Raw genomic sequence first — 18,096 nt, forward strand, 5'->3', positions numbered from 1 at the left:
CCCAAATCGGGTGTGAGCCTTGCGCAGATTCTGCGTGAGACAACGTTCACCAATCAGGTTACTTTCATGAAAATTCATCTACTTATGGGGGCTTCGGCCCTCGGGCTTGGCGCATGCGCCTATGAGCCCACCCCGTTGCCGTCCGTCGCGACCCAACAGGCCGTCGTCAACACGGCAGTTTCATCGCCGATCAGCTATCAGGACCCCTTGGCGGGCTACACCTATCGCGGCCCTACAGGTCCCCGCGACTGGCGTTCCGTCAATCAAGAACAGACGGAGGGCAACTGATGCGAGTATCGAAGTTTCCGCTGGTTTTCGGCTTTCCGCTAATCTTGGGTGCCTGTGCTGCAGCTGTACCGGGCATCTACACGGAACCAAAAGCTGGCTTCGCCAACATTTCCAGCCAGGTCACACCAGCCATCGGCAAACGGACAGCCTTCGCCGAAACCCAGGCCGAAAACGAGGCCTTGAAGAAGCAGGTGCACGCAATGGTGCACCGCAAGACCATTTCGGCGGACACCGCCGTTCAGGTCGCGCTTCTGAACAACAAAGGGTTGCAGGCGTCCTATGCGAACGTTGGCCTATCGGCCGCAGAGGCCTGGCAGCAATCGACGCCGGAAAACCCGATCGTGTCGATTGGTATACTGGGCATCGGTGCGCCCGAACTGGGTGCCTACAGGGCGATCGAGGGACTGATCCGGTCGAACGTGCTCGATGCCACCACTCGCAAGCAGCGTACGGCCATTGCAGACGCAAACTTCCGGCAGGCTCAACTGAGCGCCGTGAACGACACACTCGCACTGGCCAATCAGACGCGGAAGGCATGGGTCGATGCCGTAGCCGCCTTCGAGGCTGTGAGTTATCTCCGCCGTGCGAAAGCGACGTCTGACGCCGGATCGGAATTGGCTATGAGGCTGGGTGAGACCGGCGCGCTCAACACAGCCGGGCAGGCCCGTGAACAGGCATTCAATGCCGAACTCGCCGGACAACTTGCCCAGGCACGCTTGAATGCTACCCGGTCCAAAGAGCAGCTGACCAGGCTCATGGGGCTGTGGGGCACCGAAGTCGACTATTATGTGCCCGATGCCCTTCCTGCGCTGCCGCGTTCCGTCGGCCGTGTGACTGACATCGAAGCGAAAGCATTGCGAAATCGGGTTGATCTGCGCGTTGCCAAACTTGGCCTGGAAGCACAGGCCAAGGCGTTTGGTCTGACTGATCAGACTCGCATTATCAGCGATCTCGAATTCATTGCCGGGTTCGAAGCGGAGCGGGAAATTGAGGACGGAGAAACGGAGACCGTGACCACCCCTCAGGTGGAGGTGGAGTTCGCAATCCCGATTTACGACACCGGGAAGGCACGGATGCGCAAGGCGGAATTGTCGTACCTGCAAGCAGCTAACGTGCTGGCAGAAAGAGCCGTCAACGTGCGGTCCGAAGCGCGTGGTGCTGAAGCCTCCTATCACGCCGCGTATAAGATCGCCCGCCACTATCGCGACGTTCTGGTGCCGCTACGCACGACCGTCGAAGAAGAGGGGCTGCTGTCTTATAACGGCATGATCACCAACACTTTCGAGCTGCTGACAGACGTGCGCGAGAAACTGGGCGCATCACTTGAAGCGGCAAACGCAAAACGCGAATTCTACATGGCACAGGCTGATCTGACCGCTGCGATCTATGGCGGCGGCGAAGGCGGTGGCGGTGCTGGTGGAGAAGGCGCGACACTTGCCGCCGGTGGCGGCGCAGGACACTGAAAGGAACTGACATGCTAAATAGACGTCAATTACTCGGAGCCGGTGCGGCAGGTGCAACGCTGGTATCTTCGAAAGCCTGGGGTCAAACCCTGAACATGGGCCTGCCCGAAGCTGCCCAAATGGATAGCGCAGCAACGGCGATCACGGCGCGTCCCAATTCCGGGCCGGACTACACACCTGTGGTCACATTGAACGGGTGGACCCTGCCGCACCGGATGAACAACGGGGTGAAAGAATTTCACCTCGTGGCCGAACCGGTAGAACGCGAGCTTGCCGACGGCATGATCGCGCATTTGTGGGGCTACAACGGCCAATCCACCGGCCCGACGATCGAAGCAGTCGAAGGCGACCGGGTGCGCATCTACGTCACCAATAAGCTGCCGGAAGGCACAACGGTGCACTGGCACGGGCTCATTCTTCCTTCAGGCATGGATGGGGTCTCCGGATTGAGCCATCCAAGCATCCCGCCGGGCAAAACCTTCGTCTACGAATTCGACTTGGTGAAGTCCGGAACGTTCATGTACCACCCCCACGGCGATGAAATGACCCAGATGGCGATGGGGATGATGGGCATGTTCGTTGTCCACCCCAAGGATCCCACATTCATGCCGGTGGATCGTGATTTCCTGATCATGCTGAATGCTTTCGACATCGATCCGGGTACCTATGTACCCCGCATCATGACGATGACGGATTTCAACCTTTGGACCTGGAACAGCCGGATCTTCCCCGACATCGATCCGCTGGTCGTGAACAAGGGCGACCGGGTGCGAGTACGGGTTGGGAACCTTACGATGACGAACCACCCGATCCATATGCACGGCTATGACTTCAAGGTCACCTGCACGGATGGCGGCTGGGTGCCGCCTGAAGCACAGTGGCCGGAGGTCAGCATCGACATTCCCGTAGGTGCGATGCGCGCCTACGAATTCGTCGCCGATCATCTGGGAGATTGGGCGATCCATTGCCACAAATCGCACCATACGATGAACGCCATGGGCCATGACGTGCCGACGTTCATCGGGGTGAACAAGAAGCCGCTGACCCAGAAGATCCGTCAATTCCAGCCGGAATACATGCCGATGGGCATGTCCGGCATGGGGGACATGGCAAAAATGGAAATGCCGCTACCCGACAATACCATCCCGATGATGACGGGTTGGGGCCCGTACGGACCCATCGAGATGGGCGGCATGTTTTCGGTCGTGAAGGTGCGGGACGGTATCGACGCGGACGATTACTCCGATCCCGGCTGGTACGAGAACCCTCCGGGCGAGATGGCCTACGAATGGACTGGCGAATTACCCGACTTTGCCTCCAACAACAGCCCCAAGACCATTCTCACACCGAAACCAACCTCGAAGGGCTGAGCGGCCCTTCGTCATCTCCAACCAAACCAACCTACAGGACAATAAAATGAGAAATCTTCTTTTGACGACAAGCTTCGCGATCGCGCTATCAGCACCGGCCTTTGCTGCAGGTACACACGACGGCGGACATGGGGAGACCAAGCCAGCCGCAATGATGGTCGGCATGCCGGGTGACGCCGCCAAGGTTGACCGCACAATCGACGTCACTTTGCTCGAAAACGATGATGGCCAGATGCTGATCGAGAGTGAGCCGATGGATATCAAAGAGGGCGAAACCATCCGCTTCAACATCACCAACAAGGGCGAGCTGGAGCATGAATTTGTCCTCGACACGGTAGAGCGTAATGCCGAGCATAAGATCGAAATGGCCAAGATGGACATGGAACATGACGATCCGAACCGTATCCGTCTCGATGCGGGCGCTTCGGGCGAGGTTGTCTGGACTTTCGCAAATTCTGGCAGATTCGAAGCGGCATGCTTGATCGCCGGCCACTACGAATCCGGCATGCACCGTGAGGTCGCAGTAGGTGACCAGATGGCTCAGGCTGACGTGGAATACACGAGCGGCACCATCAAGAAAATCGACGCCAAGGCCGGCAAGGTTACAATCATCCACGGGCCGTTGGTCACACTCGACATGCCCGCCATGACCATGGTGTTTCGCGCGGACGAGACGATGATCGCGAACATGTCGGAAGGTCAGGACATCGAATTCGTCGCTGACCGGGTCAAGGGCAAACTCACTGTCACACAGATCAAGTGATGAAAATCCATGGGGCCAGGGCAAACGCCTTGGCCCCATCGCTTTGAGGCTTGGCCCGAGCAAGCAAGAAGATCCCAAAAAATCAAGCGCTACGGAGGTAGCCGAGCATGACGAATTTCCTGAGAACCTGCACCATCGCCCTTGCGCTCGTCCTTCCGGCTTTTTCAGTGGGCGCTTCCAGTGGCAAGGGCCAGCAGCCTCACGCGCGTGCATTCGAAGTGCCTGGCCATGATCCGATCGGGAAACCCGGTGATGGCTCCTCAATCGACACGACGATTGAATTGTCCATCAGGGAGACAGAAAGCGGCTACATGCTTTTCGAGCCGGACGCACTCCACATCGAGAGCGGTTCAGTTATCCGCTTTTTGATCAGCAATCTGGGCGGACTGGATCACGAGTTTTTTCTCGGCTCCTTTAACGAGGTTGCAGAACACCAGCAGTGGATGCGCGAACATCCCGATATGCAACATGACAACGCCAATTCAGTTTCGATCCCTAGTGGACAAAATGCCGAGTTGATCTGGGAGTTCTCCGATATGACCAACCTGGAGTTCGTATGCTTGATCCCCGGCCACCGGGAAGCGGGCATGTGGGGCGTCATCATCGTGCACGATCACCTTGCGCCGAAATCCAAGGGCTAGACTTTTCAATGTCACTCTTGGACAGGTATCACCTGCTTGTACACGACGTAGCTGCCGCCTTTGGGTACGACTACAACGATGCCACGCCAGACTGGGTGCATCCGTTCATTCATCTCATACTGGTCTTGGCCCCCGCGCTGCTGATCACCGTTGGCTCATATCTTGCTATTCGCGGCATTCTGAAGCTTTGGAAGTACCGCAGCACGCCGGCGTTACACACAGAGCCCATACGAGGGCTTGAAAAAAGTCTTTTCAAGACTGTCTTGCGCTACTCCAGAAGTCAGCAGGCATTGATGATATTGGTTAGCCTCATCGCAATGCCTATACTCTATCTGACTTTAGAACTGCCAAAACAGATCGTAAACAACGCTCTGGATTCAGGCCGTTTCCCGATTGCCATTTTGGGACAAGACCTCGATCAGGTCGTTTTCCTCATGCTGCTTTGCGGTCTTTACCTTCTGGCGATCATCCTGAACGGGCTAAACAAATATGGCCTTAATGTCTTCAAAGGGTATGTCGCTGAGCGTTTTCTGCGGCGCTTCCGCCTGCTGGTCTATCGGCACTGGCGCAGCGATCCAGACGCTCGAAACCAGAGCGAAATCATCCCTATTCTCGCACAGGAAGTTGAGCCCATAGGTGGCTTTGCTGCAGATGTCCTTGCGCTACCAATCCTGCAAGGCGGTACGCTTCTGACGATCCTGTCTTTCATGTTCGTTCAGGACCCTGTGTTGGGTGCCGCCGCACTGACGGTGCTGCCAATTCAACTCGTGCTGCTGCCCAAGCTACAACGCCGGGTCAACGCCCTTTCACGCACAAGGATCAGGGAAGTCCGACAACTTGGCAGGCAGCTCAGCGATCAGTTGCGCGAACGACAGGTCAATCCGGCCGGGCTGCTGCCAGTGAGTACAAGTTTTAGAGAGCTTGAGCGCGTGCGCAGGAAGATTTTCCGTCTGAAGTTCTTCATCAAGGCCCTCAACAATTTTCTGACCGCGCTGACGCCCTTCCTGTTCTACTCTTTGGGTGGATATTTTGTCATCGAAGGTCGCATTACACTCGGCGCGCTGGTGGCCGTCCTGGCAGCACACAAGGACTTCTCGGCACCGCTGAAAGAGCTCTTCAATTACTATCAGACGCTGGAAGACACGCGGATCCGGTATCAGGAAATCATGGCCTTTTTAAACAAATCGATTCAGCCATTGGGGCATGCTCAGCCAGACAACACTGCGCCACAAGAGGCTGGCCAATTCGAGCGATCCAAGCAGAGATACCCAGCTCTTTCTTTGGTAGGGCAGGGGGCCATAGCAACATCATGAAGGAGTTTGATGGGATGAAATGGGCAGCGATATTCTTTGCTTTGATCGCCGTTGCTTCAGCAGGCTGGTACATCATGCAGCCGGATTACTCTCAAACGGGTACGCAGACGGATGAGGGCGTCGCGCTTCCCGCAGGCGCGCTTGTAACTGTCACGCTACCAGCAAGTTTTACAGAGCAGGAGCAAATCGGCGCAGGCGCTTATGATGCGGTCTGTGCCGTGTGCCACGGCCTGAACGGGCAAGGCCGGGATGGCGTTGCTCCACCGCTTGTTCACAAGATTTACGAACCGAGCCATCACAGCGACATGGCGTTTGTCCTCGCGGCGCAAAATGGAGTGCGGGCGCATCATTGGAAATTTGGAAACATGCCAGCGGTTGAAGGCGTGACGCGATCAGAGATCCTTGCTATCGTGACGTATATTCGAGCATTGCAGCGTGCCAATGGGATCAATTAAGCCGTTTCGACAGATAAGAGGGTGGAGTTTGGTTCGCGGTCAACGACTACTAGGTTCGCCGCGACATGGCCACAACTGGCGGAAGAACGTTTTCATGAGTAAATGTCTTTTTGCGTCCATATTGAGTATTGGTGCATTTTTCAGTTCTTTCACCGCAACATATGCCGAGGAAACCGACCTCTTCAGATTGACCGACCGCGCAGCCCCGGTCGGCATCGGTGCCCGTGAGCCATCACTTGCAACCTTGCCGGATGGCCGGGTCGTATTGAGTTGGACAGAAGAAAACGGAGCCGAAGCGGAAGTTCGCATGGCCATCCTTGATGGCAGCGAGTGGTCGGACGCTCGCACAATTCATAAATCGTCAAAGATTTACATCAACTGGGCCGATTTTCCATCGGTAGCGGTGCTGGCTGATGGCGGCCTGGCGGCACAATGGCTTAAACTGAATGGGGAGGGTGATTACCAATATGACGTCAATATCGCTTTTTCTAAAGATGAAGGCAGAAGCTGGACGGAACCGCTTGTTCCCCATGATGACAGATCACAACGCGAGCACGGTTTTGTTTCGTTGGTTCCCGATCAGTTTGGCGGGTTGACGGCGCTGTGGCTGGATGGCCGGGAGTATGACAGTCAAACAGAAGGCGAAAACTTCGAGAATGCGATGCAGCTGCGCGCACGACAGATCAACTCTGACGGAACGATGAAGCCAGAAAGCCTGTTGGACGCGCGCGCTTGTACTTGTTGTCAGACGTCCGCAGCGCGGACCGCTTCGGGCGATATCGTGGCGGTCTATCGTGATCGAACCGCCGATGAAATCCGCGACATTTCGATTGTTCGATCTACCGGAGGGGACTGGACGCAACCCCTCACTGTTCACGACGACGGATGGGAAATTGCCGGCTGCCCCGTAAATGGCCCAGCTGTTGATAAGATGGACGACAAGGTGTCCGTCATCTGGTTCACTGCAGCTGAGAATAAACCGGAGGTTTATATCGCGTTTTCGGACGATGGCGGCGCGCAGTTTGACGAACCGCTCCGCATTGACCTCGGCACAGCCGCGGGACGGGTGGATGTTCTGCAAATGCCGGATGGAAGCGCATTGGCGCTCTGGATTGAATATGTGGGAGGCGGTGAAGCGATCGTCATGTGCCACATATCGCGAAGTACCGGATGCGCAGCGCCTCAGGCGCTCCATATCAATCGGGGCGGCGGATCGATCGGTTTTCCCCGAATGGCGCGCGGAGACGCCAATACGTTTGTGGCCTGGACGCAGCCGACCGGCGGCGGGGATGGGGACACTACAATCCGCATGGTCGAAGTCGCGGTGACTCCATAGGTTTCGAGCATACATCTCAATATCCTATTGCTTGCTTGACGCCGTTGCCCTTATTCTGCGGCCCGCCCGAGGGCCAAATCAGGCACTGTACCGGCTTGCTTCAGGCTCCACCCTTTGATGATGGCATAAACCGCCGGAATGACGATCAGGGTCAGCAAGGTTGACGACACCATTCCCCCGATCATGGGCACTGCGATGCGCTGCATGATCTCGGACCCGGTGCCATGCGCCCAAAGGATCGGCATCAGGCCGGCCATGATTGCGACAACTGTCATCATCTTGGGGCGCACGCGGTCTACTGCACCCACCATGATCGCGGCGTAGAGCTCGTCGCGGGTCAGGTCCCTGTCGCCCGCGCGGGCACGCGCTTCATTCAACGCCTGATCGAGATAGATCAACATGATCACTCCGGTTTCAGCCGCCACCCCGGCCAGCGCGATAAACCCGACGGCCACCGCAACCGACATGTTGAAGCCCATGAACCACATGAGCCAAATGCCACCGACCAGAGCGAAAGGCAGCGACAGCATCACGATCAAGGTTTCCGTCAGGCGGCGGAAGTTTAGGTAAAGCAGCAGAAAGATCAGCGCCAGCGTCAGCGGCACAACAGTGGCCAGCCGCTGTTTCGCGCGTTCAAGGTATTCGAACTGACCGCTCCAGCCCAAAGAATAGCCGGGTGGCAGAGTGACGGAGGCCGCGACCGCCGCCTGAGCTTCGGCCACATAGCCGCCAAGATCGCGTCCGACGATATCGACAAAGATATATACGGCAAGCTGTCCGTTCTCGGTGCGGATCGACGTAGCTCCGCGGGTGCGTTCAATGGTGGCCACGTCCCCCAGCGGAATGGTGCCACCGCCCGGCAGTGCAACCTGAACCTCGCGCCCAATCGCCTCCGGATCAGACCGCAGTGTCGCCGGATAGCGCACTGCGACGTCGTAGCGCTCGCGCCCCTCGACGGTCTGCGTGATGGCCTTGGCCCCCAACGCCATGCCGATTACCTCTTGCACATCCTGCACCGACAGACCGTAGCGGCCAAGCGCTGTACGGTCCGGGGTGATGTCGAGGTAATAGCCGCCGATCACCCGTTCGGCATAGGCGCTGGTCGTTCCGGGCACCGTTCGTACCACGGCTTCGACCTCACGGGCGACCTTTTCCATCTCGGTCAGGCTGGTGCCGAAGACCTTGATCCCCACAGGCGTGCGGATTCCGGTGGACAGCATGTCGATGCGCGCCCGGATCGGCATCGTCCAGGCGTTCGATACGCCGGGAAATTGCAGGGCGGCATCCATTTCCTGCCGCAGGCTTTCGGTCGTCACACCGGGCCGCCATTCGTCTTCCGGGCGGAGCTGGATGATCGTCTCAAACATCTCGGTCGGCGCGGGATCGGTCGCGGTCAGGGCGCGGCCCGCCTTGCCGAAGACGGTCAGGACCTCGGGAAAGGTCTTGATGATGCGGTCTTGCGTCTGCATCAACTCTGCGGCCTTGGTGACTGACAGACCGGGCAAAGTGGTCGGCATATACATCAGCGTGCCCTCGTTCAGGACGGGCATGAACTCTGACCCCAACTGCCGCGCGGGCCAGATCGTGACCACCAGTGCGGCGAGAGCCACTATGATCGTGAGACTTTTGGCCTTCAGCACGGCGCGGATGATTGGGCGGTAAACGGCGATGAGTGCCCGATTCACCGGATTCCTGTGTTCAGGGATGATCCGGCCGCGCACGAAGACCACCATCAGCGCAGGCACCAGCGTCACCGACAGGAACGCCGCCGCCGCCATCGAAAACGTCTTGGTATAGGCCAGCGGGCCGAACATGCGTCCCTCCTGTCCTTCCAGTGCAAAGATCGGCAGGAACGATACGGTGATGATCAGCAGGCTGAAGAACAGTGCCGGGCCGACCTCGCTTGCGGCTTCGATCAGCACCTCGATGCGGGGCTTATCGGGGGCAGCACGTTCCAAATGCTTGTGCGCGTTCTCGATCATCACGATGGCGGCGTCGATCATCGCGCCGATGGCGATGGCAATGCCGCCGAGGCTCATGATATTGGCCCCGATCCCGAGGAATTTCATCGCGGTGAACGCCATGAGCAATCCGATAGGCAGCATGATGATCGCTACGAGGGCCGACCGGACGTGCAACAGAAAAATGATCGTGACCCCGGCCACAACGAGACTTTCTTCGAGAAGCGTTGTTTTCAGCGTCTCTATTGCCGACAGGATCAGGTTGGACCTGTCATAGACCGGCACGATGTCGACCCCGTCCGGCAAGCTTTGAGCAACCACATCCAGTTCTGACTTGGCGTTTTCGATCACGTCCAGTGCATTGGCGCCCACCCGTTGCAGCACGATGCCGCTGGCCACCTCGCCCTCACCGTTCAACTCGGCGATGCCGCGGCGTTCATTGGGGACGATTTCGACCCGCGCCACGTCGCGCAGGCTGATCGGGACGCCGCCGATACTGCGCAGGGTGATGTTGCCGATATCCTCGGTCCCCGACAGATAGCCCCGTCCGCGTACCATGAATTCGAACTCGGAAAGCTCTACCGTGCGCCCGCCGGTGTCCATGTTGCTTTCAGAGATGGCCTTGCCGATGTCGGACAGCGTGAACCCCTGCGCCCGCATCCGCACCGGATCCACCGTGACCGAGTATTGCTTGACGAAGCCGCCGACGCTGGCCACTTCGGACACGCCCTCGGCACGGCTTGCACCAAAGCGGACGACCCAATCCTGCAACGACCGCAATTCGGCCAGCGACAGATTTTCTCCGGTGATCGCGTATTGGTAAACCCATCCGACCCCGGTCGCATCGGGACCGAGCGTGGGCGTCACGCCGTCCGGCAGGCGGGCTGCCGCGGCGTTCAGGTATTCCAGAACGCGAGACCGTGCCCAATAGGGGTCTACGCCGTCCTCGAAGATAATGTAGACAAAGGAAATGCCGAAGAACGAAAACCCCCGCACGACGCGGGATCGCGGCACCGTCAGCATCGCCGAAGTCAGCGGATAGGTGACCTGATCCTCGACGACCTGCGGAGCCTGGCCCGGATAATCGGTCAGCACGATCACCTGCACGTCAGACAGGTCGGGAATAGCGTCGATCGGCAAGTTGCGCAGTGACCAGACCCCTGCGGCGATGATCAGGGCCGTGGCAAAGAACACCAGAACAAGGTTGCGGGCGGACCATTCGATGACACGCGCGATCATTCGACTGCCTCCGGGGCGGTCAGCGCAGCCAGGGCTGCGTTCAGGTTGCTCTCCGCGTCGATCAGAAAGGTCGAGGTGGTGACGATCCGGTCGCCCTCCACAATGCCTTCAAGGATTTCCACCATCCCGGCGGCCTGCCGCCCCAGCACCACATCCTGCGGCACAAATTTCCCCTCTCCCATATCGCGGATCACCACCTGGCGATCGCCGGTGTCGATCACCGCCGTTTCCGGCACCTGCACCACGGGCGCACCGTCGCCCGTCGCCAAAACCACATCCGCGAACATGTTGACCAGCAAGCGACCCTCGGGGTTGGACAGATCGATGCGGACGCGTGCAGTCCGGGTCTGCATATCGACTTCAGGGTATATCTTGTCGATCAAGCCGCTGAAGGTCTCGCCCGGCAGGCCTGGGAAGGTGATCGTCGCAGCGTTTCCATCCGAAAGGCCCGCGAGCGCAGATTCCGGCACGTCCGCCATGACCCAGACAACCGATGTATCGGCAATACGAAACAGCGTTTCTCCGGCCTCGGACATCATGCCTTCGACGGCCATCCGTTCGAGTACCACGCCCGACCGCGGTGCCATCAGAGTGATTTGCACCGGCGTACGCCTTTCCGCCGCGATCTTGTCGATGACGGCTGCTGGGACGCCCAGATTTGCCAGCCTTTGGCGGCTGCCTTCGACCCTCCCTTCACCGCCCCGAAGGTCGGAAACATATTGCGCCGCAGCGGCGACGACCTCTGGGGAATAGAGCATCGCCAGCGGTTCGCCCGCTTCAACGATTGATCCGGTCGTTACATCCTCAACTTCTTCGATGAACGCATCCGCACGCAATGAAATGACGCTGACTCTACGGTCGTCCAGCGCGACGATCCCCGGCGCACGCACTGTTGTTGCCATGGGATCAAACACTGCAATTGACGTACGCACGCCCGTGCGTTGCAGCTTGCCGGGCGATACGGTCACTGATCCGGCATCGCTTACCTCGTCGGCATAGACGGGCAGGTAGTCCATCCCCATGGAATCCAGCTTTGGCACCGGCGACGTATCAGGCAGGCCCATCGGGTGGCGGTAGTAGAGTAGGGTTCGTTCGCCACTCTCTGCCTCTAGAGGCGTGATCGCCTCTGGATCAAACGATACGTCTTCGTTCGCCAGGACCGGCAAAAAGGACTTTCCATCGGCAGTCTCGGTCGACGCGGCGGACCATTCGGCGAGACCGTCAGGGTGTCGGTAGTAGATGACCGGGCCTGTCGGCGTTCGGGTTGCGGCTGGCATTGCTTCAGCTTGCCGTCCCATCAGCGCGGGGAATTGCGTCTGCGCCACATTTGCCAGCATAGCAGGCGTCCAACCCTTGACGCCTGCCGCGAGGCCCGCCCATCCAGCCGCGCCGCCAACCACGCCGATAAGCACCAATTTGCCAAAGACGCTCATGGCAGCACCTCGAGCACGATTTGCGCCTGAACAGTTTCAGGTTCGCCCTGCACCTTGGCCGCAACGGAAAACCGCCAGTTTCCGTCCATCGTCAGATCGGCGGAAAAGCGATAGAGACCCGGCTCTTCGCCGGGCAACGCCAAGACCGTCGAAGTCATCGTCTCCATGCCGTCCGGCTCCATATCCAGCCTTGTGGCAAAGATGACGGCGCCTTCGACGGGCGCATTGGTGCGGGTATCAATCAGACGAAGCTCCAGAACCGCGCCGTCTCCGAAGGGATAGGTCGTTTCGACGAGAACAAGGTTGTAATCAGATGCAGCCGCCTGTGCTATCGGCACGGAGAGCTGGGTCGCAACCACGAGGGTCGCAAGAAAGGTGGGGATATAACGGAGCATGATACGCCTATTTTGACGGGCAACGGGAACGCCAGCCATCGTATCGACCCTGAGTCTATACGTTACATCGGCGCGTGGATTTTGGTGCGAAAGACACCTGACCCGTCATGCCTTGGGCGGTCTTTGAAGCTCAATGTCCGCATGTTGTCGGTGCGCTGCCGCCTCGGCCCGTGAGAACTCTGCGTTTCCGGGGCTCGGCAAGCTCGCTAGAGTTGCTCGTTCCAGCCCCAGCACAATCGGGGCTACCCGACATTGCATCGTCGAAATGCAAGCAGCATCGCATTCCGGCATGTCCGGGCAGTCATCTGGACAGCAATCGCTTTGCATGACCATCGAAGACCCTGAATCCACGCTTGAAATGGACGCATGACTGATTTGCGCCAGAACAACGCCAATCAAAAGAGTAAGCACAAAAAGGCGCGTTTTGAGTATCATCGGTCAGCTATGTTGGATTTCTGACAGACCAGCAATACACGTTTTGCTGAAATGGATAATTGACCTACTTCACGTTCAAAACGCGGACCCGCTAAAGCTTCAATCGCCTCAGCCTGAGAGCGTTTGCGATGACCGAGACTGAAGAAAGGCTCATCGCGGCTGCGGCGATCATTGGTGACATTAATAGGCCGAAGACCGGGTAGAGGACCCCTGCCGCGATTGGAACACCGAGCGTGTTATAGGCAAACGCCCAGAACAGGTTCTGGCGAATGTTGCGGATCGTCGCCACCGCCAGTGTCCGCGCCTTGACGATGCCGTTCAGATCCCCGCGCAACAGCGTGATGCCCGCACTTTCAACCGCCACGTCCGCGCCCGTACCCATGGCAAGGCCGACGTCCGCTGCGGCCAGGGCTGGCGCGTCGTTGACACCATCACCCGCCATCGCGACCTTTCTGCCTTCGGCGTGCAGCTCGTCGACCAGCGCCTTCTTATCTTCCGGCAGAACGCCGGCCCGAACCTCGTCGATTCCAAGCCGCTGCGCCACGGCGCTGGCGGTGCGTTCGTTGTCACCTGTCGCCATGATGATCCGCAGACCTGCCTCGTGCAGTACCTTGATGGCTTCGGCAGTCGACTCCTTGATCGGGTCGGCCACTGCGACGATGCCGGACAGCTTACCTTCAATGGCTACGAACATGGCGGTCTTACCCTCGGCCCGTAGAACATCTGCCGCTTCCTCCGCCGTAGATGTGTCGAGAGACATGTCGCGCATCATTGCGGTATTTCCAAGTGCGACAGCCCGCCCCAAGACAGTTCCGCGCACGCCTTTTCCGGTCACCGCCTCGAAGTTTTCGGCATTGCCGACCTTGATGCCCTTCTCCATCGCACCCTCCACGATGGCCTCCGCCAACGGGTGCTCCGAGCCTTTTTCCAGGGCGGCAGCTAGGGTTAGAATGGTTTCCTCGCTTTCGTCGCCCAGAGCGGCCACATCGGTCAGCTTCGGCTTCCCCTCGGTCAGGGTACCCGTCTTGTCCACGATCAGCGTATCGACCTTGGCCATGCGTTCCAGAGCTTCGGCGTCCTTGATCAGCACACCCGCCTGTGCACCGCGCCCCGCGGCCGTCGTGATCGAAATCGGGGTCGCCAGACCCAGAGCACAGGGGCAGGCGATGATCAGCACCGACACCGCCGAGGCAATGGCAAAGACCAGAGCAGGTTCGGGTCCGAAGCTCAGCCACGCGACGAATGCGAGCAGCGCGATCAGGACAACGGTCGGCACGAAGTAGGATGAGACCTTGTCGGCAAGACCCTGAATCGGCGCGCGGGACCTACGCGCGTTCGAAACCATCTCGACGATCTGGCTCAGCATCGTGTCGGCACCCACGCGCGCGGCCTCGATGACAAGGGATCCGTTCTTGTTGATCGTGCCGCCGGTGACGGTATCGCCGGGACCTTTTTCGACCGGCAGGGGTTCGCCGGTGATCATGCTCTCGTCGATGGACGACGTACCGTCCATGACCGTGGCGTCGACGGGGATCGCGTCGCCTGGGCGGACCCGCAGACGATCCCCCTCAACGATGTTTTCCAGCGGCGCGTCATACTCTGTGCCGTCGGGCAGGATACGTCGCGCAGTTTTCGGGGCCAGGTCGAGTAGTGCCCGAATGGCATCGCCGGTCCGTTCCCGCGCCCTCAGCTCCAGAACCTGCCCAACAAAAATCAGGGTGATGATGACAACGGCGGCCTCAAAGTAGGTGCCGACCCCCGCGCCCATCCGGTAGACCTCCGGAAACACGCCCGGAAGGAACGTAGCCACCAGCGAATAGATGTAGGCCGCACCGACACCGATGGAGATCAGTGTCCACATGTTGGGCGAGCGGTTCACGATCGACGCCCATCCCCGCTCGAAGAAGGGTTTCGCCGCCCATAGGACGATTGGTGTCGCCAACGCGAACTCGACATAGGTCGCCAGTTGATGCCCGATCCAGTCTCGGACGGGCAGACCGACCAACTCACCCATGGTTAGGATGACCAGGGGAACGGCCGCGGCGGCACTGATCCACATGCGGCGGGTGAAGTCGGTCAGTTCCTCACTGGGTTCATCCGACGGTAACATCGGTTCAAGCGCCATGCCACAGATCGGGCAAGATCCGGGTTCATCACGTACGATTTCAGGGTGCATCGGGCATGTATACTGCGCGCCTGCTTGTGAGGTCATGCGACGATCCGATGCCTTGCCAGAGGCGTAGTAAACTGGATCAGCCTTGAACTTGGTGTGGCACCTGTCGGAGCAGAAATAGAAAATTTCACCGTCATAGTCTGCACGGCGTGCGTCCGGAGAAATTGTGACGGACATGCCGCACACCGGATCCACGGCATGATCCGACGACCGCTCTGACGCATCCTTGCCTACTATCTGATCCATTTCCCAGCCTTTCAAAAACTACACTGGGTCCGCAAATAGTGCTTCCCGTAGATGGAAGGTCAAGTCCAATCGCCTCGCTGTCGCGCCCGAACAGTTCAGAGGAGGTACAGTGCTGATTGTGATGGCCTTAAGCACAGAACATCCCAAGAAACTTCTTGAACCTCTAGCAACTGAAGCTCCTATCTTTGGCTCAACGCTTATTCTCAGAGGTTTCCCATGTCCCACCACGGTCCAGACACGCATCCGCACGGTCATCAGGATGATCGCAAAGACACAAAGGCTTGCTGCGGCCAGACGGCCGAAGACACCGCGCAGGTGGCAGCACCTCCACCATCCTCCGGACGCAGTTTTCGCGTTAACGGGCTGGATTGTGCGGAAGAGGTCGCGATCCTGAACAAGGTCGTCGGGCCGGAAGTCGGCGGCAGCGAGCATCTGGCCTTCGATGTGATCAACGGGCGCATGACCATCCTCAAAAGCGCCAAACCGCTCAGCGACGATAAGATCATCAAGATCGTCGGGTCGACTGGGATGAGCGCGAAGATGTGGGATGCTGAAAGCGCCGAAGCGGACCAGGCGGCCCATTTCGCACGTCAACGCCTCTTCACCGGGCTCAGCGGCGGCTTCTGGGCCGCGGGGTTCCTTTACCACATCGTCGAGACGGGGGCGGGCGGCGCGCTGCGGCTCTTCTCCGGTCATGGCGAGACGTCTATGCCTCTGGTCGAGATGGGGCTGTTCATGCTGGCGGTGGTGTTCGGAGCCTGGCTGGTCGCCCCCAAAGCATGGTCCGCCGCGCGTAGATTTTCGCCTGACATGAATTTGCTGATGATCGTCGCCGTGGCCGGGGCGATCGGTCTGGGCGAGTTTTTCGAGGCGGCAACGGTCGCATTCTTCTTTGCTCTGTCCCTCGCTCTCGAATCCTGGAGCGTGGGGCGTGCGCGCAACGCGGTCTCGGCCCTGTTGGACCTAGCACCACCCACGGCGCGCGTCATTCGTGACGACGGATCGGAGACCGATGTTCCTGCGGCTCAGGTTGCGATCGGTGACCGCTTCGTGGTGCGCGGCGGAGACCGTATCCCGCTCGACGGAGAGGTGACCGAGGGTCGCGGCGATGTTGATCAGGCTCCGATTACCGGGGAAAGTGCTCTTGTGGCAAAGGAAACTGGCGATGAAGTGTATGCCGGAACGATCAACGGCGACGGCACACTGACGGTCAGGGCCACCAAGGCCGCAGGCGATACCGTGCTCTCGAAAATCATCCGTATGGTAGGCGACGCTCATTCGCGCCGCGCCGAGGTTGAACAGTGGGTCACAAAGTTCGCCCGCATCTACACGCCTATTGTCATGGTGCTGGCGGTTCTAATCGCCGTCGTTCCACCGCTGCTGTTCGCGGGGGCATGGAATTATTGGTTCTACAATGCACTGGTTCTTCTGGTAATCGCTTGCCCCTGTGCGCTGGTTATCTCCACACCCGTTTCCATCGTTGCCTCGCTCGCGGCATCTGCGCGCAACGGCGTGCTGATCAAGGGCGGTGCCTATGTCGAGGCCCCCTCGCGTATGACCGCCCTGGCAATGGACAAGACCGGAACGATCACCATGGGCGAGCCGGAGGTCGCGGGTCTGCATCCCTTGGGCGGCACGGCCGAGCGCGACCTTCTGAGTGCCGCTGTCGCGCTGGAAGCCCGCTCTTCGCATCCTCTCGCGCGGGCCATCCTGGCGCGCGGCGAACGCGATGGGCTGAAGCAGTCGGCGGCTACCGACACCCAAACGGTGCCGGGCCGCGGCGTCGAAGGAACATGGGAGGGCCAGCCCGTCTGGCTCGGTTCGGATCGCTTTGCGACCGAGAAAGGTCTCGGTGACGCAATCCCCCGCGATCTGCTGGAGCGGATTGAGGGGGCTGGCAGCACGCTCGTGGCCGTGGGCTCCGGAAGCCGCCTGCTGGGCCTGATCGAACTGCGCGACCGTATCCGCCCGGATGCGAAGGGGGTCGTGGCGCGTCTGCATGCCCAAGGCGTGCAAAAGATCATCATGCTGACCGGCGACAATGAACGCACGGCGCGCGCCGTGGCGGCGGAAGTCGGCATCGATGAGGTTCGCGCAGAACTCCTGCCAGAAGACAAGGTGGCGGCAATCGAAGAACTGGTTGCCAGTTACGATGTCGTGGCAATGATCGGAGATGGTGTGAATGACGCCCCAGCCATGGCGCGGGCGCATTTCGCCATCGCCATGGGTGCGGTCGGATCGGATGCCGCCATTGAGACCGCCGATATCGCCCTGATGACGGACGACATCGCCAAGGTGCCATGGCTGATAGGCCATTCCCGCCGCACCATGAACGTCATCCATCAGAACATCGCTATTGCGCTTGCGACGAAGGCGCTGTTCGTCGGGCTGACAGCGTTCGGCATGGCAACAATGTGGGGTGCCATCGCTGCGGATGTCGGCGTTTCGCTACTGGTAGTCGCCAACGCGCTCAGGCTGCTCCGGGCCAAGAAGGACCGGCCGGACGGGTCCGGGGGAGAGCAAGTGGGAGAGAAGATGGCGCAGGGAGCCCTGGCCCACGGCCATTGATTGATCAGGCATACCGA

At 59.4% G+C, this 18,096-nt stretch carries 13 protein-coding genes; 9 read left to right on the top strand and 4 right to left on the bottom strand.

Going from position 1 to position 18,096, the window contains the following annotated elements; genetic code table 11:
* Positions 1 to 12: 12 nt before the first annotated feature.
* The 8 genes from BSF79_RS11985 (at position 13) to BSF79_RS12020 (ending at position 7,629) form a co-directional block, all read left to right on the top strand.
* On the top strand, positions 13 to 288 hold the full coding sequence (locus tag BSF79_RS11985) for a hypothetical protein (RefSeq protein ID WP_009820148.1): 276 nt from the start codon (positions 13 to 15) through the stop codon (positions 286 to 288).
* Positions 288 to 1,751, top strand: coding sequence for a TolC family protein (locus tag BSF79_RS11990; protein WP_009820147.1), 1,464 nt, complete (start codon positions 288 to 290; stop codon positions 1,749 to 1,751). Before BSF79_RS11985 ends, BSF79_RS11990 begins: the two co-directional genes overlap by 1 nt.
* A gap of 11 nt (positions 1,752 to 1,762) precedes the next feature.
* Positions 1,763 to 3,121, top strand: coding sequence for a multicopper oxidase family protein (locus BSF79_RS11995; RefSeq protein WP_111550018.1), 1,359 nt, complete (start codon positions 1,763 to 1,765; stop codon positions 3,119 to 3,121).
* 46 nt (positions 3,122 to 3,167) lie between these two features.
* Positions 3,168 to 3,884, top strand: coding sequence for a copper-binding protein (locus BSF79_RS12000; RefSeq protein ID WP_090270114.1), 717 nt, complete (start codon positions 3,168 to 3,170; stop codon positions 3,882 to 3,884).
* Between the two features lie 107 nt (positions 3,885 to 3,991).
* Positions 3,992 to 4,525, top strand: a complete 534-nt coding sequence (locus BSF79_RS12005) for a cupredoxin domain-containing protein (RefSeq protein ID WP_008282871.1) — start codon at positions 3,992 to 3,994, stop codon at positions 4,523 to 4,525.
* An 8-nt stretch (positions 4,526 to 4,533) separates the two neighbouring features.
* Positions 4,534 to 5,838: an ABC transporter transmembrane domain-containing protein gene (locus BSF79_RS12010; protein WP_007120883.1), complete on the top strand. Its 1,305-nt coding sequence runs from the start codon at positions 4,534 to 4,536 to the stop codon at positions 5,836 to 5,838.
* On the top strand, positions 5,835 to 6,293 hold the full coding sequence (locus tag BSF79_RS12015; protein ID WP_008282869.1) for a c-type cytochrome: 459 nt from the start codon (positions 5,835 to 5,837) through the stop codon (positions 6,291 to 6,293). Before BSF79_RS12010 ends, BSF79_RS12015 begins: the two co-directional genes overlap by 4 nt.
* Positions 6,294 to 6,387: 94 nt before the next feature.
* A complete protein-coding gene (locus BSF79_RS12020) occupies positions 6,388 to 7,629 on the top strand; it encodes a sialidase family protein (protein WP_245776394.1) in 1,242 nt (413 codons plus the stop codon).
* 50 nt (positions 7,630 to 7,679) lie between these two features.
* On the opposite strand, the gene BSF79_RS12025 is transcribed toward BSF79_RS12020, so the two are convergent.
* From BSF79_RS12025 to BSF79_RS12040, 4 genes are all read right to left on the bottom strand, one after another.
* A complete protein-coding gene (locus tag BSF79_RS12025) occupies positions 7,680 to 10,829 on the bottom strand; it encodes an efflux RND transporter permease subunit (RefSeq protein ID WP_090270115.1) in 3,150 nt (1,049 codons plus the stop codon).
* A complete protein-coding gene (locus tag BSF79_RS12030; RefSeq protein WP_090270116.1) occupies positions 10,826 to 12,262 on the bottom strand; it encodes an efflux RND transporter periplasmic adaptor subunit in 1,437 nt (478 codons plus the stop codon). Before BSF79_RS12030 ends, BSF79_RS12025 begins: the two co-directional genes overlap by 4 nt.
* Entirely contained in the window at positions 12,259 to 12,657 is a 399-nt protein-coding gene (locus BSF79_RS12035) for a FixH family protein (RefSeq protein ID WP_007120878.1), read from the bottom strand. The genes BSF79_RS12030 and BSF79_RS12035 overlap by 4 nt, the downstream gene beginning before the upstream one ends.
* 526 nt (positions 12,658 to 13,183) lie before the next feature.
* On the bottom strand, positions 13,184 to 15,511 hold the full coding sequence (locus BSF79_RS12040) for a heavy metal translocating P-type ATPase (RefSeq protein ID WP_047997978.1): 2,328 nt from the start codon (positions 15,509 to 15,511) through the stop codon (positions 13,184 to 13,186).
* A 216-nt stretch (positions 15,512 to 15,727) separates the two neighbouring features.
* Here BSF79_RS12040 and BSF79_RS12045 point away from each other — a divergent pair, with 216 nt between their 5' ends.
* On the top strand, positions 15,728 to 18,079 hold the full coding sequence (locus BSF79_RS12045; protein ID WP_245776395.1) for a heavy metal translocating P-type ATPase: 2,352 nt from the start codon (positions 15,728 to 15,730) through the stop codon (positions 18,077 to 18,079).
* Positions 18,080 to 18,096: the final 17 nt, after the last annotated feature.

The organism is Thalassovita taeanensis (assembly GCF_900110775.1).
Classification (GTDB): domain Bacteria; phylum Pseudomonadota; class Alphaproteobacteria; order Rhodobacterales; family Rhodobacteraceae; genus Litorimicrobium; species Litorimicrobium taeanense.